Here is a 24,087-nt window from a genome sequence, read left to right as displayed (position 1 = left end):
CTCCGGTCAGCGCGCGTTGACGGTGGGGCGCTCGGCGGCGAAACGGGTGCGCAACCCGTGCGCGAGGTCGTAGCTGTGGTGCAGGCGGGTGACGTAGTAACCGCCGCCGTCGAAGGGCCGCCCGCAGCGGGCCAGGGTCACCCGGCTGCCGACGACGAGCTGCGGCGTGCCCGTGGTGGTGCCCCGCAGCTGCACGAACCGCCGCGACCGGCGCAGCATCTCCGCGCGGGCGACCGCGCGGGCCTCGGCCTCGACCACCGGGACGTCACGCACCCGTCGCCCGGGGAGCACCCCGAACACCGCGCGCAGCGTCTGCGGGCCGGTCCGCCCGCCGGTCGTCTCCGCCTCCACCGTCGAGCCCGGTGCCACGGCCTCGATCGCCGAGCGGGAGGTGGCGTCGTAGCCGGAGACGTGCACGGCGGTGCACTGCTCCGCGAGGTCGGCGCGCACCGCGACGTCGATCAGGTCGCTGCCGCGGGTGAGGGTCACCACCGTCCCGGGGCGGCGGTCGCGGGTCGCCAGGTGCAGCACCCCGTCCCCGGCCCACACCTCGGCCTGGAGGCGGTGGGCGCGCTCCCGCAGGAACGCCAGGTCGCTCTGGTTGACCTGCTGGACCACGGCGTACGTCGGGCCGGCGGCGTCGACCTGCGGGGTGAGGCCGTGCCTGCGTGCCACCGCGGCCGCCACGTCGGCGTCGGAGGAGCGCAGGTAGGTGACGCTGCGCTGGCTGAGCCGCAGCTTCATCAGGTCGTCCTCGGCGAACACCCGGACCACGGGCACGTCGCCCTCGGTGAAGTGCACCTCCAGCGCCGAGACGGTCCCGGTGAAGACGATCCGCTCGTTGCCGGGCGGCCCCACGGAGACCTGCAGCCGCCGGCCGAAGTCGAGCACGTCGCCGTCGAGGTGCTCCACGACGTCGGTGCCCGGCCGCTGTCGCGGAGCAGCGGCCAGCAGGTGTGCGGTGAGCGTGCGCAGGCCGTCCAGGTCCTCCTCGACGTCCAGCCGCACCAGGTCCCGTGCCAGTTCGGGCCGGCGCGTGCCGGCCACCGTCAGCACCGGCGACGCCGAGGCGAACACCGGGTCAGCCATCGAAGCCACCTCCCGCAGTGCGGGCGCGGTCGCGGAGGTCGTCCTCGGCCAGGTCGCGGAAGCGCTGCCGCTCGTCCCACGGCTGGGGCCGGGCGGGCTGGGCAGGCCTGCCGCCCGTCGTGGCCATGCCCTGGACGTCCACCTCGCTGCTCACCTCGGCCACGTGCACGGTCATGACCAGCACCCGCAGGAGGCCTGCGTACGGCGTGGCGCACCGCGGCCGGCCAGCGGCAGCGCGCGCCAGCCCGGCACGGTGGGGTCGTCGGTCTCCGGTGCCCGGCCGGCGGCCGGGCGGTCCCGTCCCAGCCGGGGCGCGCCCGGGGTACCCCGGCTCCCCGCGACAAGACCGGGCGCCGCGGACGGCCCCACGGCGACCCGGGGTCGCAGCGGAACACCGAAGCCGTACCGCAGCGACCGGGGGTCAGCGGTCCCGTGGGCCGGTGCCGCCGCTCCCGCGCCGGTGAGAGTCGCCGGCGCAGGGCGGCCCGCCGGATCGGGGCCGGTGGAGAACCCGGCTCGGGTGGCGACCGCGGCCGCCCCCGCGCTGGCCGCCGCGGTCCGGTCCAGGACGGCGGTCAGGCCGCCTGCGGCGGCCAGCGCCGGCCCGTCGACGGTCACCGTCCGCGGCAGCGCGGCCTCCGCCGGTCCCGACGACGGCGCGGGGTCCCCGGCCCCGGCCGGTGGCCCGCCCGGCCCGGGCCCGGCCGACAGCGACGCGGAGAAGTCGACCTGCAGGCCGGCGGCCAGGCGAAGCGGGTCCGTGATGCCCTGCAGGCCCTTCCAGGACCGCGGGTCCAGGCCCATCCGGCTGGCGAAGTCCGGCGCGCTCTCCCCCGCCAGTGCGGTCCCGGTGCGGTCCGGCGGCGGGCCCGGCGGGCGTCCGTCGCGGCCCGGGACGCCGGCGCCGGGAGGCCCCGGCGGCACCGGTGGGGTCGCCCCGGCGCCGGTGTTCGCCCCTGGGCCGGCGCGCGTGGCGTCGAACTCCGGCTTCTGCTCCTTGATCGTCACCGCGCACTTGGCCCGCAGCGGGACACCGTTGGCGGCGAAGAAGTCGAAGTCCTGGTTCAGCGCGGTCATCACGCCGACGACCGAGAAGGAGCCGTACGTGAACCGCAGCCTGGGCGGCACGGCCTTGGCCTGCTTCATCGCCGGCAGCACGAACCGCTCGAGCTGACGGGTCCGGGTCCGCACGTCGACCGGCGCGCCGGACGTGCCCTGGTCGGCGGTGTCGAAGACCAGGTCGAACGACAGCGTCGACGTCGAGCCCTGGTACTGGATCTTCTGCCGACCGGTGTCCTTGCCGAAGTCCACCGTGCTGGCCATCTGCAGCCGCAGGGTCGCCGGGTTGACCTGCACCTCGACCGGGTCCCCCACGCGCGTGGGAGGTGCGCCGGCGGTGGTCGTGACCTCCTCGATCCGGGCCTTGACGAACTCCATCACCGCACCTCCAACCGGAGGCCCTCGTGCGCGATCTGGAGCTCCTCGACGGCGACCTCCCCGGTCCGCGCGTTGAGCTGCGGGCCGATGACCTTCGCGGGGAGTCCCCGGGAGAAGGTCCAGGTGGCGACGGCCCGGCGGTCCTCGTCCAGCACCTCGACCGTGCCGTCGTAGCGGCGCAGCGGGAGCACACCGTCGACGACGTCCTGGAACCACCGCCACAGCGTGGTGTCGACCGTGCCCCCGGCCGGGTGCAGCATGCCGCGGCGCAGGACGATGCGGGAGACCTTGGCCCGGCCGGCGCGCTGGAGGACGCCGTTGTTGCGTCCCCCCTCGACGTACTCGCCGACGTCCATCTCCAGGTCCAGGCCCGAGCACTCCTGGAAGGCGCCGTTCCCCAGAGGCGCTCCGGCCGCCGGGGACGACCGGCGGCCCGGCGGCGGGGGGACCGGCGGGGACGGCGAGAGGGTGACCCGGAACCGGAAGGTGCGGGCGAAGAGGTCGGTCACCGCGGACCCCCCACGACGGCGACCCGCGCCGCGCTGCCGTGCAGCCCGGACTCGATCGCCCCCTCGGCGTCGAGGACGACGTGCACGACGATGAACTCCATCGGCTCCGACGGCGCGACCCCGATCTGCACCACCAGGCGGCCCGTGCCCTCCTCGTCGGGACGGCCGACCTGCAGGAACCAGGACTCCGCCGGTGTCGCCCCGGCGAAGGCACCGGCGTCACCGAGGTCACCCAGCACCTGCTCCAGGTGGCGACGCAGGCCGGCCCGGAGGGCGTCGTCGCCGGGTTCGAAGACCGTCCAGGCGAGCTGACGACGCAGCACACGGTCGAGCAGGAGCAGCAGCCGGCGGACGGTCAGCTGGCGCAGGGCGGGGTCGGTGGACAGGGTCCGCGCACCGGTCAGCCAGACGCCGTCGGCCCGCAGCCGGAAGACGTCGACGCCGAACCGGTGCAGCTCGGCGTGCGCGAGGTCGTCGACCTGGTCGGCGACGTCGACGATCCCGACCGCGCGCTCGTTCGCCGGCCCCCGGCTGATCCCGTCCCGGAGCTCGGAGCGGGCGAGGAGCCCCGCAGCGACCGCGGAAGGCGGCACGTCGACGAGCGGGGCGCCCCGGGCCGGGCCGGGGGCACGGAGCCAGGGGTGGTACGCGGCGGCGCAGGACGAGTCGAACCAGGACCGCCAGCGCAGCACCTGGGCGGCCCGCAACCCCGGGGGGACGTCGAGCAGGGCCACCAGCTGCAGGCGCCCGGCCACCTCGACCAGCCGACGCTGCCGGTCCACCACACCCTGCAGCCCGTCGGGGTCGGTCGGGTCGAGGACGAGCCCCTCCAGCGACCGGCTGGGCTCCGCGGCCGCCCGCGGGCCGGCACCGCCCGGCCGGCAGGGTCGGAAGGCGGCGGCACCGGGCGGTACCTCGGGCGGCGCGGCCGTCGTCGGGGTCGGCCGGGCGTAGAGGTCCGGGACGACGAGGGTGGCCACCTCGGGCACGGTGGCGAACACCTCGACGCCCTCGGTCCCCGCGGTCTCCCCGCCCGATGCGGCGCCGAAGAGGTCCTGCTCGGTGACCAGGTGCCACCGGTCCTCACCGCGGCGCAGGGGCGAGCGGACCTCGAGCGCCGCCAGGTCGTCCGAGACCGCGACGTCGGCGGGGCCGGCGTCGGCGTCGTCCACCGGGGCCAGCAGCCGGGACTCCCGGAGCACCACCGCGTCCAGCGACCGCGGGTGCGCGCTGCGCAGCCCGAGCCCCGGGAGACGCTCGGTGCGCCGGCGCTCGGGATCGTGGTCCGTGACGGTCAACTCCCCCTCGACCAGCTCGACCACCGGCTGCGCCCCGAGCGGGTCCGGCGCCGGGACGAGGCGGTCGAGCCGGGCCACCAGGTCGCTACCCACCGCGTCGGGTCGGCCGACCCGGACGAGCCGGGTCACGGTCGCGAGGACGGCGTCGGGGGCGGTGTCCTCCCCGGTCGGGCGGTCGGCCGCGCGGATCCGCAGCAGGCTCCCGACCGGCACGACCGCCCCCGGTTGCAGGACCAGGCCGGGGCCGGCCGGGTCCTGGGGCCGTCCGGTGCCGTGTGGGCGCACGGTCGCGGCGAGCACCCGGGTGACGAAGCGAAGCTCGACGGTCAGCCGGTCCCCCCAGCTGCCCTCGTTCCGGGCACGCAGCACCAGGCCGTTCGGCAACCGGTACCGCGCGCACCCGGGCGGCTCGGGCACCGGTCGGCCGGCCGGCCGGTGCACGACGCGGACCACGTACGCTCGCCGGCCGCCCTGCACGAAGTAGGCGGCGACGGCGTGCGGGAGCAGTCCGGGGCCCTCGAAGCCGCCGAATGCCTCCACGTAGGCGTCCCAGCTGTCCACGGGCACGGCAACGGACGGCACGAACCGCGTCCCCTCGCCCCGCAGCGAGGGGTCGTCGGCCGGCTCGTAGGCCGGTCCGCGCGGGGCCACGCCGACGAACGCCGCGACGTCCATGGGCTCGGTGGCCGTGCGCGGCTGGGGAACCGGGGGTGCGACGTACACCCCCGGCGCACCCAGCGCGATGCCGTCGGGTGTCACTGGTACTCAAGCCCCTCGTGGACGAGGTGCAGCTCCTCCATGGCGACCTCGCCGCCGCCCTTCGCGGCGAGGGTGGGGCCCACCCACTTCTTCGGCTGGGCCCGGGTCAGCACGATCTCGAGCACAGGGTCGCCGGCCTCGTCGAGCAGGACGATGGTGACCGAGCGCGGCTGGTACTGGCCCTCCCGCACCGCCTTGATCCAGGCGAAGATCTCGGTGGACCCGATGAGCCCGCGCTTGAGCGTGACCTCGTCCAGCTTGAAGGTGTTGGGCACCTTCCGGACGGTGTTGGTCAGGTCCGTGCCCTCGCGGTACTCCGAGTAGTTGACCTCGCTGCCGAGCCCGGAGACGTCGGAGAACCCTCCTCGGATGGGCCCGCCGCCGGTGACCGGCCCGAACTCGACGTTGAACTTGAACGCGCCGTAGGGGTTGTCGCGCAGGATGGCGGGCATGGGCTGGTCCTCTCCGGTCCGGTGTCGGTCAGCCGCGGGCGTCGGCGGTGAACTGGCCGATGCGGAAGATGACGAACTCCGCCGGCTTCACCGGGGCGACGCCGATGAGGCAGATGAGGCGGCCGTTGTCCAGGTCGTTCTGGCTCATCGTGGAGCGGTCGCAGCGCACGAAGTAGGCCTGCTCCGGGGTCGACCCCAGCAGTGCGCCGGTGCGCCACTGGACGTCGAGGAAGTCCTCGACCGTCCGGGTGATGTTGCGCCACAGTGCCTCGCCGTTGGGCTCGAACACCGCCCACTGGGTGGCCTGGTCGATCGAGTGCTCCAGGAAGATGAACAGCCGTCGGACGTTGACGTAGAGCCACTCGGGGTCCGAGCTGAGCGTGCGGGCACCCCAGACCCGGTTGCCGCGGCCGGGGAAGAACCGCAGGGCGTTGATGTTCTCGGGGTTCAGGACTTCGTTGCGTCCCTGGTTGATCGTCGACTCGAACCGGGTGAGGCCGAAGACCACCTCGTTGGCCGGTGCCTTGTACACCCCGCGGCTGATGTCGTTGCGGGCGTAGATCCCGGTCACGAACCCCGAGGGCGGCAGCAGCAGCTTGCGGGTGGGCACGCCGGCGGCGACCGGGCCGTTGGGGTCCAGCACCTCGATCCACGGGTGGTACAGCGCGGCGTACTTGGAGTCGAAGTTGCCCCGAAACGCCCGGATCTCGTTGATGGACGCGTTCTCCGGGCCGTCGACGACCGCGATGCGATAGCGGGTGTCCTCGGCGTGCCGGATCAGGTTCTGGGTGGCCTCGAAACGGGCGTCGGGGTCCGGCATGGCACCGGCGTCGGGGGCGGCGACGATGGCGATGTCGTCGACCTCGGCGAGGGCGGCCAGGCCGGTGGCCCGGCGGCCGGCGTCGTCCGGTGCGGCCTCGGCGCCCCGCAGGGCGGACGGGAAGAGCGGGGCTCCGTCGTCCCCGCCGGTGAGCCGGAAGGTCCGGCTCGGCGCGGCGTCCCCGACCAGTCCGAGCAGCAGCCAGACGGGGCTGGCCGAGGGGGCCGACCAGTCGTAGTCGAACCAGATCACGCAGTCCTCGTCCTGGGGGTCGTCGCGATCGAGCACCCTGTCCAGGGCCCGCCTGCCTCCGGGAGCGAGTCCCAGCCGCGGGTAGACGTCGACCCGGTCGTCGTCGACCGTGACGGCCACGGTGACCTCGACGGGCAGCAGCAGCTCGTCGATGCCGGGCGGGGCGGCGTTCCCGGCAGAGTCCATGAAGGTCTGGGCGTCGGGAGGTCCGCCCGGGGTCCTCTGCAGGACGCGGAGCCGGGACTGGTCGATGGGGGCGTCCCGATCGGGCATGGGGCCGGGTGGCACCACCTCCAGGACCGTGCCGGGACCCACGCCCTTGGCGTGCGCCGTCCCGCCGGGGACGTGGATGCCCACGTCCCCGCCCCGGGTGGCCGTCACCGTGACCGCGACGTTGCCGGCGGACCCGGGCCAGCGGGCGCGGAAACGGCCGACCGACGGGGTCGGGGAGGGCACCGCGACCGAGGCCTCGGCCACTCCGCTGCCGGGGGTGAGTGCCTGGTAGACCCGTGAGACGTACAGTCGGCGACCGCCGTTGAGGAAGTAGGCGCGGGCGGCGTGCGCGAGGTAGGGCAGGCCACCGTCGTCGTAGGGCTGCAGGCGGCCGTACACCCGCTCGAACTCCGCGTAGCTGGTCAGCAGCCGGGGCGCGGTCGTACCGGGTCCGCCAGGGTGTTGCACCGGGCCGTAGTGCGTGCGGCCGCAGAAGCCGGTCGTCGAGGTCGCCACCCCGGCGATGGACTTCGAGCGGTAGCTCACCTCTTCCACGAAGACGCCGGGAGCGAGGTACTCGGGCATGGTCGCCTCTCAGGGGCCGTGGGCGGGTCAGGGCAGCACGAACGGGTCGGGCCGGACGACGTGCCCCCGCCGGCACCGGACGGCGCGGGTGAGGGTGGCCGTGTAGCCGGGCGGCACGGCCGTCCCGGCAGTCACCGGGTCGCCCGGCGTGAGGGTCCCGACTCGTTCGACGGGCAGGTGCCACAGGGGGTCGGCACGTGAACCGGTCGGTGAGTCGACGGGAGCCGAGCTGGCCGGCCTCGGGCGGGCGCGCACGGTCACGTCCAGGTCGAGGGTTCCGGTGCGCGCCATCGCCTGCTGCAGGCGCAGGGTCCCGACCAGCAGCAGGAACTCACCCCGTTGGTCGGCGTGCGCCCGCCAGGACACCGCCTGCGTCCCGCTCAGCCTGGCCTCCACCCGGGCCCACTGCGCCGGGGCGCCGTCACTCGACCACAGCACCCGGCCGCGGACGGCGGTGGCTCCGGTGCTCACGCCGTAGGTCGCCCCCGGGAACAGCGCCGGCCGGCACGCCCGGTCCGGGAACGGGCCGCCCTCGTCGGCTGCCAGGATCGCGGCCACGTCCGGCACCGGGACGGAGAGTCGCCGCGGGACGTACCGCCGTGCACCGTCGACGATCCGCACGTCGAGCCGGGCCGGGGCATCGGTCCTCCGGGAACCGACCAGCACCGCGAACCGCCCGGTCGGGCTGCGGCGCAGCAGCGGCAGACCCGCACCATCGGTCGGGCGGTGCGGGTCGGCCGACGGCTGCGGTACCGGGTGGGGCCGCGGCACGGTCTCCAGGTGGACGGCGATCCCCGCCGGGGCGTCCAGTGGCCCCGGCAGGTCGGCGAGCGCGTCGACCGGCTGGATCCCCAGCCGCAGCCGGTCCAGGCGCTCGTCCCACCCCGGCGCGAGGAACGTGTTCACCGGACCACCCCCGTCCGGGCTCCCCGCACCGACGTGAGCACGGGGTCGGGGGTCGTGCCCGGCGTCGAGATCACGACGACGCGGGCGATGTAGGGGATGCTCAGCCGGAACTCGCACTGCAGGCTGTCGAAGGTCCGCATGAGGTCCTCGGTGGGCATGTCCTCGAGGTAGAGCTGGACCGACTCCGTGGTCGACCACCTGCCGCCGGGCTGCAGCAGCGGACCGCTGAACCCGCCCAGCGACTCGAGGACCTGCAGCGCCCGGCCGATGATGCGGTGCTCGGCCTCGGGGTTCTCACCCCAGGCGGTCAGCAGGTAGTGCAGGTCCAGGGGCAGGTGCGCACTGCCGTCCGTCGAACCGGCAGCCGCCCAGGCCGCCCGCAGCGTCTTGTTGAAGTCGACCCGGTAGAGCAGCACCGACAACGCCGGGCGCGTGATCCTCGGAGCCGGGGGGCGGAGGTCGTCGGTACCGATGAGCTGGGCCGTGGTGAGCGTGCCGTCGATGGGCTGCACGGCCGCGAAGCCAGCTCTGAGCACCGCCTCGATGCTCTTGCCCACCGCCGCGACGCCGCCGAAGTCCGCCACGGTCAGGAGCCTGGCGAACCAGCTGTCACCCGGGCGTCACGAATCGTCGAGCCGTCAGGCGGTGCGGACGCCCGCTGCCCCGGAAACCGGAGCGACGAAGGACGCGTAGACGACCACGTTGCTCCGGTAGCTCCGGCGCTCCTCGTCGAACACCCCGCCGCACGTCACCAGCCGCAGCACCGGCTCGGCCGACGGGCCGTACACGGCCTCCGCGGGGAACTCCGCCTTGGGGTGGGTGCGCACCGAGTCGACCACGAAGTCGACGGTACGGCCGTCGGCACGCCGCACCGAGATCGCGTCGCCGGGCAGCAGCTCGTGGAGCCGGGAGAAGACCGCAGGTCCGCGGTGGGTGTCGACGTGCCCGAGCAGGACGGCGGGGCCGGGGTCGCCGGGCGGGGCGAGGTACCGGTACCAGCCGGCCGGAGCTCCGTCGTCCAGGGGCGGGACGCCGACGGTGCCGTCGGAGTTCAGGCCCACGGGGATCACGTCCGTGCTCAGCCCGATGCGCGGGATGTCGAGGTGGACGGGTTCGGACCGCGGCGGGTGGGGGCTCGGTGTGGCGGTGAGGTCGTCACCGGGGACCGCGACCGGCTTGCTCACCGGGTCCGGGGAACTGCTCGTGGCCGGGGCCGGGACGTGCACGGGCGCACTGCCCAGCCAGGGAGGCAGGCCGAGCAGCAGCAGCACCGCACCCCCCGTCCCCAGGACGGCGCCCAGCAGGGCGGTCCGGCCACGGCGGCGCCGTCGGGTCGCGAGGGAGCGGACCGGCCACGGCGCGCGTGACCGGTCACGGGCCTCGCGGCCGGGACCGGCGAGGTCCACGCTCGACCCCCACGTCCTCGCGACGCCGCACCGCGTAGCCGGCCAGGAAGGCTGCGCCGACCAGAGCCGTCACCCCGGCCGCGACGAGGACGCCGTCCACCGATGACGCCGTCCCTCCCCCACCGGTGTCCGGAGCACCGACTGGCGTGACAGGCGCGGGCGTGCCACTCGAGTCGGAGGCAGTACCCGTGCCGGTCCCCTCACCGGAGTCCGGAGACGCCACGGCTCCGGGAGGGCCCGCGGGTCCGCTGGGTCCGGGCGGACCGCTCGGCCCGGCGGCCCCTGTGGGGCCGGGAGGGCCTGAGGGGCCCGGAGGTCCTGACGGGCCGGCGGGGCCCGTCGGCCCCGGGGTGCTGGATCCGGGGGTCAGGGGCGTGTCCCGATCGATCGGCAGGAACAGCCCGGCGAGAGCCACGAGGGCGACCAGCACCAGGGGGACGAGCAACCAGGACGGACGTCGGCGTTGCGGCAACGTGGCTGCCGGGTCGCCAGCCCCGTAGGACGGCGCCCCACCGCCCTGCCCCTCGCCGCCGGAGCCCGGAGGCTGGCCGTAGCCGCCGGGACCCGTGCCGTTCCGCCCCGGATCCGTCCCGCTCTCTCCATAGGTCGACATGGCGGCATCCCCTCGTGCGGGATCACGGGCTGCCTGCCGCGGTGCAGGCAGGTGGGTCACTCCCCCGCGAGGGTGCGCGGCCTCCGTCACCGCGGCGTCAACGGCGGAGCTAGAAGGCCTCCTCTTCGACGCCGTCCTCCAGGTGACCGTCGTGCCGATAGGTGGCCAGCCGCACGGCGCTGAACTGCAGGGCATCCGTCACCTCGGGACCGGAGTCACCGGGCGTGACCGGGACGACCGTGACCGTCACCCGGGTCACCGGGCCGAGCCGGCGCAGCGCCTCGGTGACGGTCACGACCTTGGTCTGCGGGAGCAGCGGGTGCGGCATGCGCAGGTCGAACCCGTCGACGGTCCGGGCCTTGGGGTTGCAGTGGTCGTCGTCGGTGCCGACGCAGCCGCCGTGCCCGAAGATCGTGAAGCACCCGGCGTAGCCGGCCTCGGGGGTGGTCGGGGTGTCGGCACCGGCTTCCGGACTGTCCAGGTACACCCGGGCGGTGAACGACGGACCCGAGTGGTCGACGTCGTGGAAGATCAGGTCGGCCCGGTCGAAGACGGGGGCCTCCGTCGCTCCCACACCCGGGACGACGACGTCGAGGGGAGGCGAGGTGTAGATCTCCATGGCTGCCTTCAGGGAGTCGATGCCGAGCTCGTGGAGACGGCGTAGTCGTAACCGAGCGCTGTCGTGTCCAGTGTCTGCTCCACCGTCATGGGGAACGGCGACAGAGCCGTCCGAAGGATCGATGCGGGCGGACGTGCTCCGGGGTGCCCCAGCTGCCACAACCGCCAGATCCGGTCGACCATCGCGTGGTGCGCCCAGAAGATCGGGTCGAAGCTGGAGAACTCGACCAGCCGCATGTGACCGAACCGGCCGCCGGTCCAGAGGTGCACGCGGTTGTGCAGCTCCTCCAGCGCCTCGGTGAAGGACGAGTAGTCGGTCTGCTCGAGGGCGCTCTGGACGTCCTGGGCCGTCGGGAGCGGAGGGGTGCCCGGCGCGCCGGGGTCACGCTCGGTCCACTCCGCCGCGAGGACCGGTGGCCGGGCGGCCGCCCCCTGCTCCAGTGCGATGGGGTCCACGGGGGCGGAGAACAGCGGGTTCGGCCGGCCCTCGGGATCCTGCTCCGCCGCGAAGACCGCCGGGATCGTCGGCGTCCGCCAGTCCCACCAGGTCAGCATCGCCTCCGGCACTTGGTCGCGGAGCGCTCGCTCGAAGAAGTACAGGTAGGCGCGGTGCCAGGGCAGGAAGAACGGCCGTCCGTGGGCGACGGTGCAGTCCATGGGGCGCGGGAGACCGTGCAGGCCGGCGAAGTGGTTGTAGCCCCGCTCGTCACCGATCGCCATCGTCGCGGTGAATGCCTCGCGCAGCAGCGCGACCTGCCCGGGGGTGAGGCGGCGAGCGCTCCTTCGCCACCGCACAGGTGCCCCCGCCTGGGGGGAGGACGTGGTTCCGACGGCCATCGACTGTCCTTCCTGTACCGGGTCACGAGCCGCAGCGAGGGGTCCCTCCGACGGGCTGCGGGCACGGTCGGTGCCCCGACCTCCGCGTGCACTGACGTGTCCCGGCCCACGGACGGACGACGCTAGGCGGACGCCGTCACGGCAGCGTCGCGCGGCCGTCCCGGCTCCGTCGCGACGTCCCTCGCGTGCTGGCAGGCGGCCGTGGCCCGGCCGTCGTCACGCAGGACCCTCGCGGTGGACACCGCGACCTCGAAGGCCGCCCCGGCGCCTCCTGCAGTCGCCGGCGGGAGGTCCCCGCGGGCAGGGTCAGCACGCACCCGGCCTCCTCGGCCACGACGGTCACCGTGCGCCCTCCTCCGTCGAGCGCCGCGGTCTGCCCAATCAGCTGCCCCTCGGTCCTGCGCGCCACCCCCCGTGTGCGTGTGTTCGACCCGCGCACGGGCCTCCTCACGTAGACCACGCGTCGAGCTCGCCGACGCTGGTGTCCGCCTCGTCAGCACCCGGCCACTGGGGCATGGTCAGCAACAGCAGCCGCAGCGGGTCGAGCCCCGTGCAGCGGAACTGGAACGCGGTCCGCACCGGGATGCCGACGCTGGTCCCGGAGCGCAGCGTCAGCACGCGCGGTGCGGCGTCGACCCCGCCATCCCACCGGGCGAGTTCACCGAGTCCGTCGAGGACGTACCAGAGCTCGGTCACCGTCCGGTGCCGCACCGCTCGCGTGCGCTGTCCGGGGTGCACGAGGCAGTGCACCAGCCCGCCGGCCGCGAGGGTCGGCAGCAGCCGGATCTCCGAGCCGTCCGGCGCCGCGTAGTCCGCCGCCCAGGGCAGGTCGCGCACCTCCACGGCGGTGGACGACGACTCGGCCGGCGGCTCCTCCAGCACCGGCTCCGGCCCGGCGTCGCGGCTCGGGGTCCACGGGCCCTTCGTCAGGTGAGTCCGTCCGGTGTCCCACGGTGGCAGGACGGCGAGGACCAGCTCCACGGCGTCGACCGCTGTCGACCTGACCTGGTACCGGAGTCCCGGGGACAACAGGAGTGACCGCCCCGGTCGCAGGTCCACGGTCCGTGCTGTCGCACCGTCGTGTGTCCACACCTGTCCGACACCGGCGCAGACGTACCAGATCTCGCTGACTCCGTCATGCCAGGCGGCAGGGGTGGTGTGGCCGGCCGGCAGGATCGCCGAGGTCAGCTCGCCGCCGTCCGTGCGGTGCACCCGGCGGAGCTGCCAGCCGCCCATCGGCGCGGTCCGGTCCGCTTCCTCGGGGAGGCGGTGCGGGTCCACCAGCGCCGGGTCAGGCATCGGCGGGCTCCCGCGGGGTGGGAGCGGCCGGCCGGGGCGTCAGCACGTCGGTCAGCCAGTCCGTGCTGTCGAGGTCCAGTGCCTCGCGCAGCAGTCGCACGTGGTGCCCACTCGGGTGGCCGCCGGAGCCGCCGTCCGGGTCGCTCCAGTACCCGGTGTGGGCCCGGAACGGCCGGTGCCGGGTCCCCCAGGGGCCCGCGGTGACCTCCCGGTCGACCACCCCCGGTCCGAACAGGCCCGACAGCGGACCGCCGAACGGGTCCCCGCGGGGTCCGGCGGCGGCGGGGAACCACACGTTGGTCCACCTCGTGCAGGCGAAGGCGCCGGCGTGGTGCAGCAGGCGCAGCGAGCGCTCCTGCTGACCCGAGCCGTACCGGGTGGGTAGCTGTAAGGAAGCCGGCCGTTGGGCCAGGGCGGAGCGTACCGACCGGACCCGTGCAGGCGGCCCAGGAACTCGTAGACCGAGGCCATGACGTCGTGCCGGACGCCGACGTTGCCGGGGCTGTCGTCGACGAGGCCCGATGGGCTGGCTCGCCATCTCAACTGCGGGCGCGCGGCGCCCCGGACCGGTGTCCGACCAGCAGGTGACTCCCCCATCACGTCGCCTCCTGCCGGACGGGCGCCACGGCTCCGGGCGAGGCGCCCAGAGGCGACGGACGACGCTATGGCAGGGTCGTCACCGCAGCGTCACACGCACTGCACCCCCGGATCGTGACGAGCCGGGTCGCTGGGCGCAGCCCCGCCATCAGCCGCATCGTGCTCTCGCTCGGCTGCACCGCCGTCTCCTCGCGGGGGCGATCCAGGACTGCTCACACGCCCGTAGCGCGTCAGCGGCGTTGACCTCAGCCCGTGCACGCGGACAACCACGCGGTGGGCGCACTCGCGCAACGGCTCGGTCCGGAAGGCGGCGTAAGCGGCCTGCAGCGCCTCGCCGAAACGCCCGGCCGCGGCCAGCCGTGCGGCGACCACTCCAGCGCGTGCATGCGCAACTGCCGCAGCCGTTCCCGCGTGCTGGATGATGCTCGACGTCGCCCGGCCGACAGCCGCCCGTCCCGAGGTTGGGCTGTCGAGACGCAGGCTCCGTGGTCCTCCGACGGTGACTACGTGACTGAGCACGTGGTGAAGACGTGACGTACCGGTGACGACTGGCATGCATCGTTGGCCCGTGGAGCGATGGTCTCGGCGGACAGCAGCCGGAACGGTCAGCGCCACACGGTCGACGCGGGTTGAGGCTCTTGCGACAACCACCGCTGTGGCCCGGATCGTTGTCAGCGATGGTCCTACTGCCGCTGGCGGATGGTGCTGTCGCCCTGGGTGGCTGGCTGCACCGGAGTCCGGAAGCCGCCGGATCCCCGTACCGACGGTGCCGTTGTTCGTCCGGTCGGCGTCTGCATCCCCTGCCGGGACCAGGTCGAGTCACCTGTCGATGCTCCATGGTCTCGGGCACTGTTCTCGGGCGCGCGAGTGCTCACCAGCACGAGAAAGCACCAGCCCATAGGGGACGTAGATGCGCACTTCGGCGCCCAGTTGGCGCTTCCTGTCCTACACCGTCGCGATGGCACTTCTCCTGCTGGGCGCGACGTCGGTCATCGTGTGGCTGGTGGGGACACTCTCTGCGGAGGACTTCTGGAGTGAGGTGCCAAAGGCCTTGCTGGCCTTGACGGTCGGGGTCCTCGTCACCGGCGGAGTCACCTCGGTGTTGTCCGCGCACAACCGTGCTCTGGATGATCGGAGGAGCGACCACGATCTGAGGTTGCAGCTCATCGGAGTCCTACGCGAGGTCCACAACGCATCGAGGACAGCCGCAGTGCGCATCGGCGCTGACCGTTCGGTACGCACGTATGCAGATCAAGTGCATGAACTCGTGGCCGCGCGGGTCAAGGCGCTGGATGTCGACTGGGCGGTGCGTTCGCGGCCTAGGCTGTGTGGAGGGTACGAAGGTGTCAAGTTGGTGAGCGCGTTGCTTCGGCGGGTGTCGGACTACCTAGAAGCGATCATCGACGAATACGCCGCACAATACGGCCGGATGCACGCCATCGAGCTCGCGTCAGCCAAGTGGGACGAAGCAGTCGCGGAGAGCTTGGCGAAGAAGAGCTCACCACCAACCTCGATCGATGTCGCTTCCAGCCTCGTGCCCTGGATCGAGTTGTGCCGACCAGATGTCTTTCCTCGGCTGGCGGATCTGCGATCGAACACGGAGGCTCACCGCAAGGGCTTCAGCACCCCCGTCCATGAAGCCATTGAGATCCTCGTCCGGCAAGACGAGAACTAATGGCGGAGCGCTCCAGGTCCTCACAACTGCGACCGGGCGGAGTCCCGGTCCGGGACGGTGTGCGGTTACAAGCACCACAGCCATGTCCGCGTGCGTGTGTTGCGAGTCGCCCTTCGGACACAGCACCGCTCCGTGTTCCTGCGGATCAAGAGCCCGGGGCGGTTTCCCGTCCAGGTCCCGGGGACGTGCGGACGACGCTCGAGGCACCGGGTCGAGGCGCTCTGAGCGGCCCGTGCAGTGAGCTGTCGGCCACTGCGCTCACTCGGCGAGCTGGACCTGCGTGGGTGCGACTCGACGTGGACCGCTCCGGTAGCCGACCCCGCCGCGGCGTTCCCACGCACGCTCCAGCGCCGCCACCACCTCACCCTGCCGACTGTGGGAACGGTGCAGTGACGGTGTGGTGACGCACGATCGGCTTCGCTGAACCGGGATGCGGCGGAGGGGTACGCCAGAACCCGGAGCACTCCGGTGTCCGCGGCCCGCGGTCCGGAGCGGAGGGGCTGAGCCTGCGATGGACGTCCTGGAGGAGATGCGAGCTACCCGCCTGGCTGGACGTCTCGTGCCGTTCCTGGGAGCCGGTATGAGCCGCACAGTGTGTCGGGACTGGCAGGGGATGGTGCAGACGCTTCAGCGCAAGTCAGGACTGCCCCAGGACCTGGCGGATCCGTTCCAAGGCAGAGGCGACGACCTCAGCCTGATCCGCAAGGCCGACAGGGCGCTCGAGGCCCTGCGCCACGGCCGAGGCCAGAGCACGGCCGACAGCGTCCGTGACGCACTGCTGGAAGGGGAGCCGTCATCCGCGCCGCCGCAGACGACGGCGCTGGCTGCGGCTGACTGGCCGCTGGTGATGACGACGAACTACGACGACCTCTTCCTGGCAGCTGCCCATCAGCGGGCTCTTCGCAGGCGTCACTACAAGCGGGCTGGTGAGGAGGACGGACGCAGCACCCCCTACCAGCTGGCCGGCCGGTCGTCCTCCGACTGCCACCGGGTGCTCAGCTCCCTGAGCCACCCCAGTCCCCCCATCCTCTGGGCTCTCCAGGGTTTCGTCGGCGGCCAGGCGACCATCGGGCTACCAGTCCGGGACGGGGTCGAGAAGACGTGCCTGTACAGGGACTGGGCGTGGCCACGCCTGGTGTCGGGCACGACCTCGCCTGCTGTGCCGGCAGAGCTGCAGGACCAGCTGGTGGTCGGTCACGCCGACTACCGACGCGTCGCCCTCCGGTCGGAGAGCTTCCGCCGGGCGTTCGCCGAGGTCTTCCGGAGCCGCTCGCTGCTGTTCCTGGGCAGCGGACTGGGGGACCGGTACCTCATGGACCTGTTCGGTCAGGTCATCGAGCTGGTCGGGCCGAGCCCCCATCCCCACTTCGCCATCGCCACGCGTGGTGGGCTGCAGCTCGACCTGTTGCAGCGCGACTTCGGCATCTGGGTCCACGAGATCTCCGGTCACCAGGAGCTGCCCGCGACGATCCAGGCTGTGCTGGGGAGCAGCGCGGGGGCCCCGTGCGCGAGCCTGTGGGGCGTTTCGGTCCGGTCGTCGTCGAGGCCGGAGACACCGGATCGCCTCACCATCACCGCCGGCCCACTTCCCAGGACACGGGAACCGAGCACGTGCGTGGTGGTCAGCGGAGGAGGCTCCGAGCCGGGCTACCTCCGGACCGGCCGCCGATCACGGCAGTACATGGCGGACATGGACCTCATCCCCGAATCGGCAGTGGACGACAGCAAGCGCGTGTCGGCGATGTTCCGTCCAGCGCGCGGGCGTCGCTTCATCTGGGAACCGAGGGAACCGCGAGACCCGGGGCGCTGGCCGCTTCTCCTGGTCGCCAGGGTGCGGATGGATCCCACCGAGGTCGAGGGGTGGGAGATGCGACCGACGGTGACCCGCGCCCCCGACGAGGGTCCGGCGGTGCCGGCATCTCCCCCGGCGGGCCGCTCGTGGCGCGATGTCCGCCTGCTCGCACCTGCAGTGCACGAGGTCCTGGAAGTAGCCGCCGAGGCGGGGTGCCAGGACGTGCTCATGCCTCCCTTGAGCGCCGGGAGTCTCCGGGTCAACTCGCCGTCGTCCGCCGTTGTGGAGATGATCCGCGCCTGGGGTTCCTCCCCCTCCCTCACGATCCGGTCACTGACCATCTGTGTGCTCAACCGCGAGGCTCGAGCCGACCTCCGTGCTGGTCGGCTGGTCCCCAGCCGCGTGCTGCCGGCGGTGAGAGGCGAGAGCCCGCCCCGGAGTCTCGAGTACTGGCTGGAGGTCGTCGAGAGGACCGGCCGGGTCCGGCGCGTCCTGCGTGTCGATGATCCTCGTCTGCCGGTGAGGGAGGTGCTGCGCGAGTTCTCGCTCGACCGCCCGGAGTGGCGACTGCGGGTGTGGCCGGCGCCGTGCCTCGGATGGGAGGACTGGGACACGGACGTCATCGACGGCTGGGAATGGACCACCGGTCGGGCGCTCTCCCTCGAGCGCTTCGGCATCCTGCTCGGCTCGACGCTGACCGTCCACCAGCTCGACGGCAAGCCGAGGCGGATCCACCATCCGGGCCGCTGAGGCGGCGCGACGTCGCCCGGGCCTGCGCCGAGGGCATCGGCTGGATCGGCCCGGAGGCCGGCCACGTCACCTCGACGGTCTGCACGGCGGCACACGCGGCGGGGGTCGAGGTGGCCTGCTACACGGTGAACCGCCGACACCAGCGGGATGCCCTCATCGCCGACGGCGTGGACGCGATCTTCTCCGACGACCCCCTCTACGTCGCCGGGGACGCAGGCCGTCGCGCCTCGGACCTGTTCGCCCGACAGGTCTGGCTGCCCGGCATGCTGCCCGACACCAGCCGCGGCCGGTGGTCCCCCGTCGGCTCGCAGCGGCGGTCACCGGGCTCTCCCGCGGGCTCGTCGGGGTCGGCGGAGTGCTCACGACGCCCGGGTCGTCGCCCTGCGCGAGCGCCGCCTCGAACTGGCCGAGTCGCTGCCCTGCCCCTGCGATCCGGGCCGTGTCGGTACACGGTGAGGGTGGTGGAGCCGCGCGCCCGGACGACGTCCCCGTGACCCCGGGCAGCCGAGCCGTGGGAGGTCACACGCCACGGCGCTGAGATCGGGATCGACCCGAGCCACCGGTCACCGAGGTCCGAGGCGACGACTCCGCGACCAGCAGGACCCGTGTCGCCCCGGTGCGGAGGCCGTCGTCGCCGACGCCGAGGAACACCGCAGGCACGCGCGGGTGCGACGACGTCGGCGGTCCGACGACTAGGTGCACCGGACCGTCATCGAGCAGCTGCGGGCACGGACAGATCCGTACCGACCGCTCCGAGGACGTGCCCCTGACGTCCAGCGACGCACACCCGACGACGCTGTCAGTCACCGACCAGGACGCCGTCGGGCGTGCGGAAGACGCCGACCGAGTCGGGGACGTCGCCCTCGCAGACCGGGATGCCGTCCACGCCCATGTCGCAACTGAAGGGCGGATGGTCGACCTCGTCGTCCGCGGACGCCTGACTCGCCGGGTCGATCCGGAACGCCACCAGGGCCTCCCCGTCCGGCTCGACGTAGGAGATCACCACCGCGCCCTCCGGGACGTCGAAGGCGATCCCACCCTCCACCGGACGACCGACCACGCCGTCCCCCGGCTCGACGGTGGGACCCTCCACCTTCTGCGCCCGGAAGCGCAGCGGGTCCACGGACACGGCGCCGTCGGCGGCGGCGACCGTGACCTCGGCGACGAGCTGGGAACTGTCCGCCCGGTCGATGCGGCGGACCCCGTCCAGGGTGATGCTGGCCGCCCTGCCCGCCCGGTCGGTGAACGCGACGGTGTCCCCCACGTCCGCGACGGGCATCGGCGTGTCGGTGCCGGCGGCGACCTCGCCCGGCGCGGCGTCGCCGGCTCCAGGACCGCAACCGGCCAGCAGGGTGAGGCAGGCAGCGAGCAGAACGGTGCGGCGCATGACGACCCCCGGACGGCGGTGTCCCCAGGCTAGCCGCGCACCGGGCTCCCGGTAGCGGCTGCCGGCATGACGGTCCCGTGGGGGCGACCACCCCGCCGTGGACCCGGAGGCCCGGCCGGGCCTGCGCCACAGCGACTCCGGGGCCACCGCGCCCTGCCGGACTCCACCTGCCACCATCACGTCATGGGTCACGGCCACGCCGTCCAGGAGGAACTCCGCGAACCGGCCCGCGCGCTGCGCCGCGCGATCCCCGAGGTCTATGACGGCTACCGCCAGATGCACGCCGCCGCGTACGCCGCCGGCGCCCTGGACGAGAAGACGAAGGAGCTGATGGCCCTCGCGATCGCGGTCAGCAAGGAGTGCGACGGCTGCATCGCGTCGCACGCGCGTGGCGCCGTCCGCACCGGCGCCACCGAGGCGGAGGTCGCCGAGGCCCTCGGCGTCGCCATAGCGATGAACGGCGGACCCGGCACCGTGTACGGCCCGCGCGCCTTCGCGGCCTACCGGGAGTTCGCCGCGGAGGGAGAGCTCCAGCCGGGATGACCCCGGTGGCCTCGCGGCCCGTGCCGGGTGTGCACGGGCCGGTGGGCGGTGCGTGGTGTGCGGCCGCCCGCCGTCGTCCCCGGGTCCCGGCCCGCGTCAGCGGGCGGGGTCGACCACGGTCATCCCGGCGACCGTCGCCCGGTCGAACACGGGCAGCAGGGCGGCCGCCTCCTCGAGGCCGATGGTGCGTGCGACCAGCCGCTGCGGCTGCAGCGACCCGCGCTCGACGAGCGCCATCATCGCCGGGTAGTCGGCCGCGGCCATCCCGTGGCTGCCCAGCAGGTCCAGTTCCCAGCCGATCACCCGCGCCATCGGGACCCGCGGATGACCGTCGACCGGTGGCAGCAGCCCCACCTGCACGTGCCGCCCCCGCCGGCGGAGGCTCAGGATCGAGTCGGCGCAGGTCTGCTCGCTCCCCACCGCGTCGACGGCGACGTGGCTGCCGCCGCCGGTGAGGTCCAGGACGGCCGCCGGGACGTCGGCGCCGTCGGCGTGCACCGTGTGCTCGGCGCCGAGCCCGGCGGCCACGGCGAGGGCCCCGGGGTTGCGGTCCACCGCCACCACCCGGGCTCCCAGCGAGCGGGCGACCATGACCGCGCTCAGCCCGACGCCGCCCGCACCGACCACGGTCACCCACTCCCCCTCGCCGACCCGCGCGCGGCCGACCAGGGCGCGGTACGCCGTGGCGAACCGGCACCCCAGCGCGGCCGCGGCGGTGGAGTCGACGCCGTCGGGGATGCGCACCAGGTTGGTGTCGGCCGCGTGCAGGGCGACGTACTCGGCGAAGGACCCCCAGTGGGTGAAGCCCGGCTGCTGCTGGTCCGGGCAGACCTGGGCCTCCCCTGCCCGGCACCACTCGCAGCGTCCGCAGCCGCAGACGAAGGGGACGGTCACCCGGTCGCCGGGGCGCCAGCGGGCGGCGCCGGCACCGACCTCGACCACCACCCCGGCGAGCTCGTGGCCCGGCACGTGGGGGAACACGACCTCGTCGTGTCCCGCCCAGGCGTGCCAGTCGCTGCGGCACACGCCCGTGGCCGTCACACGCAGCACCACCCCGCCGGACGGAGCCGTGGGCTCGGCCACCTCCCGGACCCGGGGCAGGGCTCGGACCGAGTCGACGACCACCGCGCGCACCGCCACATGCTGCCAGCCCGCCGCCCACCCGCCGGGTGACCGGACGGGCGGTGCCCGCCGCCTCCGACGGACCGGCGGCGTCCCGGGACCTCGGCGCACCGGGCCGCCGAGGAGGCCGCGCCGCAGGACCCGCCGCAGGGAGCCAGGTGCCGGTGACGGCGTCGGTGCTCGGCGTCTCACCCCGGACTGGCCGAGGCCTCCGGCGCGTCGACGGGCGTCACGCCGGGTGCGGCAGCTTGAACGGCTGCATGGCGCCGGCGTCGATCACCGTCGTCGATCCGGTGACGTAGCGGGACTCGTCGGAGGCCAGGTAGAGGACGGCGTTGCTGATGTCCACCGACTCCACCCACGGGACCGGCATGGCGTTGAGCGCCTTCATGCCCTCGGCCGCCTGCTCGCGGGTGGCTCCCTGCACCCCGCCCAGGAAGAGGCCCCAGATCGCCTCGTTCGCGACCATCGGGGTGTCCACGGTCGTGGGGTGGACGGAGTTGACCCGGATGTGGTGCGGGGCGAGTTCCACGGCCAGCGCGCGCATCAGGCCGGTGACGCCGTGCTTGGCCGCGGTGTAGTGCGCGAGGTGGGGGAAGGCGATCAGGCCGGCGATGGAGCTGGTCAGGATGATGGAGCCGCCCTGACCGCGCTCGACCATGGACGGCGCGGTCGCCTTCACCGTCTTCCAGACCCCGGTCAGGTTGATGTCGACGACGTCCTGCCACGTCTCCTCGGTCAGTTCGAGGGCCGGGGCGAAGCTGCCGATCCCGGCGTTGGCGCAGACGATGTCGATGTGCTCGAACTGGGCCAGCCCCTCGTCGACCGCTGACTGCAGGGACGCCAGGTCGCGCACGTCCGCCTGACGGGCCACGATGCGCCGGTCGAGCGCCTCGACCTCCTTCACCGTCTGCTCCAGATCGGCCTCGGTGGCACCGTCGTAGGGCACGGTGTCGATGTCGCGGCACACGTCCACGGCGATGATGTCGGCGCCCTCCTGCGCCAGGCGGACGGCATGGGAGCGGCCCTGCCCACGCGCGGCTCCGGTGATGAAGGCGACCTTGCCCTGAACACGCCCCATAGCCATCTCCTCCACTCGGTCGGGTCGCCGGGGATCCGGCCAGGGGAATGTATGGCGTGGATCACACTCCGAGGCGTGCGTCTGCCGTGCCGCCTCCGTCACGGGCGCGTCGTCACCCCTCGGTGGCGCCGGGCAGCGAACTGCTCAGGCCGGCTCGCCCCGGCGGAGGAGTGCCGACTCCGCCTGCCGAGCAGGCGGTCGCCCGGCCTTGTCGCGGCCGGCGAGCCTCGGCAGACTCCGGGCTCCCGAACGTGCCCGGACGAGGAAGAGGCGGACGACGATGTCCGACGACCTGGCCTACGCCACCGCCACCGAGCTGGCCGCCCGCATCCGCCGCCGTGATCTCTCCCCGGTCGAGGTCATCGACGCTGTCATCGCCCGCATCGAGGCACGGAACCCCAGCCTGAACGCACTCGTCTTCACCGCGTTCGACGAGGCTCGTGAGCAGGCGCGGGAGGCCGAGCGGGCGGTGACGTCCGGCGCGGCGCTCGGCCCCCTGCACGGGGTGCCGACCGCGATCAAGGACCTGTTCGACTTCAAGCCCGGATGGCCGGCGACGTTCGGTGGGATACGTGCACTGAAGAACTTCAGCGTCCCCGCCCACTGCACGTACGCGGAGCGGATGGAGGCCGCCGGCGCCGTTCTCGTCGGCAAGACCAACAGCCCCGTGATGGGTTTCCGCGGTACGTGTGACAACTACCTGTTCGGCCCGTCCCGCAACCCCTTCGACACGACGAAGAACACCGGTGGCTCCTCCGGCGGCAGCGCCGCCGCCGTCGCGGACGGGCTGTTGCCGCTGGCCGAGGGCACCGACGGCGGTGGATCCATCCGCATCCCCGCTTCGTGGTGCGGCCTGTACGGCTACAAGGCCTCCTTCGGCCGCGTGCCCTACACCGGGCGCCCCAACGCCTTCGGTTCGATCAACCCGTTCCTCTTCGAGGGGGCGCTGACGCGCACCGTGGACGACGCCGCCCTCGCCCTCGACGTGCTCGCCGGTTACGACGACCGGGATCCCTTCGCCCTCGACGACCCCGCCTCCTTCGCGGGGGCCACGCGCCGGTCGATCCGTGGCTGGCGGATCGCCTACAGCCCCGACTTCGGCATCCACCCGGTCGACCGCCGGGTCACCGCCGCGGTGGAGCGGGCGGTGCGGGCGTTCGAGGACGCGGGCGCCACCGTCGAGCAGGTCGACCTCGCGTTCGACCACGACCAACGCGAGCTGAGCGACCTGTGGTGCCGCCTGATCATGCCGCTCAACATCGAGGGCCTCGAGGGACTCACCGCGCAGGGCATCGACCTGCTCGGGGATCACCGGGACGACTTCCCCCCGGAGTACCTGCGCTGGATCGACGAGGGCTACCGGCTCAGTGCGCTGGACGTGCTCCGCGACCAGCGGATGCGCACCCACGTGTACGACCGGATCCAGCAGGTGCTGCGCTCCCACGAGCTGCTGGTCACCCCGACCCTCGCGGCGCTGCCCGTGGACAACGCCGAGGACGGCAACACGGTCGGCCCGAGGACCATCGAGGGCGTCGACGTCGACCCGCTCATCGGCTGGTGCCTCACCTACGTCGTCAACTTCACCGGCCACCCGGCCGCGTCGGTCCCCGCTGGGGACGTCGACGGGCTGCCGGTGGGCATGCAGCTGGTCGGCCGTCGCTACGGGGACGCCGACGTGCTCGCCGCGAGCGCGGTCTACGAGCGACTCCGGCCCTGGCAGGACGCATACGCCCGGTGCGCCGGCCGTCCCCTGACGTGATCGCGTCAGTCCGCACGCCCGGAGGGTCAGCCGGCTCCCGGGTCGCGCCGGCTGTCATCCTCCCCCGGCCGGCAGGGCGCCGTCCGGGGGAGAAGTACGCACAGACGGCCGTGTCCGGTCCTCACCAGCGTCGCGACCGTCGACGCCGGACGCGGTCTCCCGGGGGGACGTCCTGTCGCTGCTCGTCATCCACCCCTGCTGGACCGACGCCAGCCCCGAGCAGCTGGCCCGCCTGCAGCGGCTGCTCCCGCCGGTCCGGCTCGTCCCCGAGGGCCCGTGCCTGCACCG

Annotated in this window: 22 protein-coding genes and 1 pseudogene; 5 read left to right on the top strand and 18 right to left on the bottom strand. The window is 73.7% G+C overall.

Translation table 11 applies throughout. The features are described from left to right. Positions 1 to 6: 6 nt before the first annotated feature. From BMZ33_RS01945 to BMZ33_RS01870, 15 genes and pseudogenes are all read right to left on the bottom strand, one after another. Positions 7 to 1,089 carry a phage late control D family protein gene (locus BMZ33_RS01945; protein WP_091107203.1) on the bottom strand — a complete coding sequence of 361 codons (1,083 nt, stop codon included), beginning with the start codon at positions 1,087 to 1,089 and terminating at the stop codon, positions 7 to 9. After that, on the bottom strand, positions 1,082 to 1,264 hold the full coding sequence (locus BMZ33_RS01940; protein ID WP_136697171.1) for a hypothetical protein: 183 nt from the start codon (positions 1,262 to 1,264) through the stop codon (positions 1,082 to 1,084). Before BMZ33_RS01940 ends, BMZ33_RS01945 begins: the two co-directional genes overlap by 8 nt. Further along, positions 1,261 to 2,526, bottom strand: coding sequence for a CIS tube protein (locus tag BMZ33_RS01935; protein ID WP_091107198.1), 1,266 nt, complete (start codon positions 2,524 to 2,526; stop codon positions 1,261 to 1,263). Before BMZ33_RS01935 ends, BMZ33_RS01940 begins: the two co-directional genes overlap by 4 nt. Beyond that, positions 2,526 to 3,035: a phage tail protein gene (locus BMZ33_RS01930; protein WP_091107196.1), complete on the bottom strand. Its 510-nt coding sequence runs from the start codon at positions 3,033 to 3,035 to the stop codon at positions 2,526 to 2,528. The genes BMZ33_RS01935 and BMZ33_RS01930 overlap by 1 nt, the downstream gene beginning before the upstream one ends. Then, on the bottom strand, positions 3,032 to 5,092 hold the full coding sequence (locus BMZ33_RS01925; RefSeq protein WP_091107194.1) for a phage tail sheath C-terminal domain-containing protein: 2,061 nt from the start codon (positions 5,090 to 5,092) through the stop codon (positions 3,032 to 3,034). Before BMZ33_RS01925 ends, BMZ33_RS01930 begins: the two co-directional genes overlap by 4 nt. Next, complete coding sequence (locus BMZ33_RS01920; RefSeq protein ID WP_091107192.1) at positions 5,089 to 5,544, bottom strand: phage tail protein; 456 nt, start codon at positions 5,542 to 5,544, stop codon at positions 5,089 to 5,091. The genes BMZ33_RS01925 and BMZ33_RS01920 overlap by 4 nt, the downstream gene beginning before the upstream one ends. 28 nt (positions 5,545 to 5,572) lie before the next feature. After that, the gene (locus BMZ33_RS01915; protein ID WP_091107190.1) at positions 5,573 to 7,414 is read right to left on the bottom strand and encodes a phage tail sheath family protein; all 1,842 of its coding nucleotides are present in this window, start codon (positions 7,412 to 7,414) and stop codon (positions 5,573 to 5,575) included. A 27-nt stretch (positions 7,415 to 7,441) separates the two neighbouring features. After that, positions 7,442 to 8,320: a hypothetical protein gene (locus tag BMZ33_RS01910; RefSeq protein WP_091107188.1), complete on the bottom strand. Its 879-nt coding sequence runs from the start codon at positions 8,318 to 8,320 to the stop codon at positions 7,442 to 7,444. After that, positions 8,317 to 8,904, bottom strand: a complete 588-nt coding sequence (locus tag BMZ33_RS01905; protein ID WP_169063762.1) for a Pvc16 family protein — start codon at positions 8,902 to 8,904, stop codon at positions 8,317 to 8,319. Before BMZ33_RS01905 ends, BMZ33_RS01910 begins: the two co-directional genes overlap by 4 nt. A gap of 54 nt (positions 8,905 to 8,958) precedes the next feature. Continuing rightward, entirely contained in the window at positions 8,959 to 9,591 is a 633-nt protein-coding gene (locus BMZ33_RS01900) for a class F sortase (protein WP_169063761.1), read from the bottom strand. A gap of 857 nt (positions 9,592 to 10,448) precedes the next feature. Next, complete coding sequence (locus tag BMZ33_RS01890) at positions 10,449 to 10,958, bottom strand: hypothetical protein (protein ID WP_091107181.1); 510 nt, start codon at positions 10,956 to 10,958, stop codon at positions 10,449 to 10,451. Positions 10,959 to 10,966: 8 nt separating this feature from the next. Further along, entirely contained in the window at positions 10,967 to 11,794 is an 828-nt protein-coding gene (locus BMZ33_RS01885; RefSeq protein ID WP_091107179.1) for a tyrosinase family protein, read from the bottom strand. A gap of 447 nt (positions 11,795 to 12,241) precedes the next feature. After that, positions 12,242 to 12,775, bottom strand: a complete 534-nt coding sequence (locus BMZ33_RS23885; RefSeq protein ID WP_244524225.1) for a cupin domain-containing protein — start codon at positions 12,773 to 12,775, stop codon at positions 12,242 to 12,244. Beyond that, positions 12,776 to 13,030, bottom strand: a pseudogene (locus BMZ33_RS24615) (cupin domain-containing protein); the annotation flags it as partial. Between the two features lie 55 nt (positions 13,031 to 13,085). Continuing rightward, positions 13,086 to 13,388 (bottom strand): hypothetical protein, encoded by a 303-nt coding sequence (locus tag BMZ33_RS01870; protein WP_091107175.1) that lies wholly within the window; start codon positions 13,386 to 13,388, stop codon positions 13,086 to 13,088. 1,260 nt (positions 13,389 to 14,648) lie between these two features. On the opposite strand from BMZ33_RS01870, the gene BMZ33_RS01860 reads away from it, so the two are divergent. From BMZ33_RS01860 to BMZ33_RS24610, 3 genes are all read left to right on the top strand, one after another. Next, on the top strand, positions 14,649 to 15,365 hold the full coding sequence (locus tag BMZ33_RS01860; RefSeq protein ID WP_136697169.1) for a hypothetical protein: 717 nt from the start codon (positions 14,649 to 14,651) through the stop codon (positions 15,363 to 15,365). 511 nt (positions 15,366 to 15,876) lie between these two features. After that, positions 15,877 to 17,907 carry an SIR2 family NAD-dependent protein deacylase gene (locus BMZ33_RS01855; RefSeq protein ID WP_169063760.1) on the top strand — a complete coding sequence of 677 codons (2,031 nt, stop codon included), beginning with the start codon at positions 15,877 to 15,879 and terminating at the stop codon, positions 17,905 to 17,907. Then, a complete protein-coding gene (locus BMZ33_RS24610; RefSeq protein WP_425283679.1) occupies positions 17,793 to 18,401 on the top strand; it encodes a glycerophosphodiester phosphodiesterase in 609 nt (202 codons plus the stop codon). The genes BMZ33_RS01855 and BMZ33_RS24610 overlap by 115 nt, the downstream gene beginning before the upstream one ends. A 305-nt stretch (positions 18,402 to 18,706) precedes the next feature. On the opposite strand, the gene BMZ33_RS01850 is transcribed toward BMZ33_RS24610, so the two are convergent. Next, positions 18,707 to 19,294: a hypothetical protein gene (locus BMZ33_RS01850; protein ID WP_091107169.1), complete on the bottom strand. Its 588-nt coding sequence runs from the start codon at positions 19,292 to 19,294 to the stop codon at positions 18,707 to 18,709. 183 nt (positions 19,295 to 19,477) lie between these two features. Here BMZ33_RS01850 and BMZ33_RS01845 point away from each other — a divergent pair, with 183 nt between their 5' ends. After that, positions 19,478 to 19,837, top strand: a complete 360-nt coding sequence (locus BMZ33_RS01845; protein ID WP_091107167.1) for a carboxymuconolactone decarboxylase family protein — start codon at positions 19,478 to 19,480, stop codon at positions 19,835 to 19,837. 96 nt (positions 19,838 to 19,933) lie between these two features. On the opposite strand, the gene BMZ33_RS01840 is transcribed toward BMZ33_RS01845, so the two are convergent. Then, positions 19,934 to 20,971: an alcohol dehydrogenase catalytic domain-containing protein gene (locus tag BMZ33_RS01840; protein WP_091107880.1), complete on the bottom strand. Its 1,038-nt coding sequence runs from the start codon at positions 20,969 to 20,971 to the stop codon at positions 19,934 to 19,936. A gap of 217 nt (positions 20,972 to 21,188) precedes the next feature. Beyond that, positions 21,189 to 22,040: a mycofactocin-coupled SDR family oxidoreductase gene (locus BMZ33_RS01835; RefSeq protein ID WP_091107165.1), complete on the bottom strand. Its 852-nt coding sequence runs from the start codon at positions 22,038 to 22,040 to the stop codon at positions 21,189 to 21,191. Between the two features lie 280 nt (positions 22,041 to 22,320). On the opposite strand from BMZ33_RS01835, the gene BMZ33_RS01830 reads away from it, so the two are divergent. After that, positions 22,321 to 23,799, top strand: coding sequence for an amidase (locus tag BMZ33_RS01830; RefSeq protein ID WP_091107163.1), 1,479 nt, complete (start codon positions 22,321 to 22,323; stop codon positions 23,797 to 23,799). The last annotated feature ends 288 nt before the right edge of the window (positions 23,800 to 24,087 follow it).

Origin of the sequence: Geodermatophilus dictyosporus (genome assembly GCF_900115505.1) — a bacterium.
Lineage (GTDB): Bacteria > Actinomycetota > Actinomycetes > Mycobacteriales > Geodermatophilaceae > Geodermatophilus > Geodermatophilus dictyosporus.
Note: the sequence above shows the minus strand (reverse complement) of the source record. Positions and strands in the feature narration are given on the sequence as shown.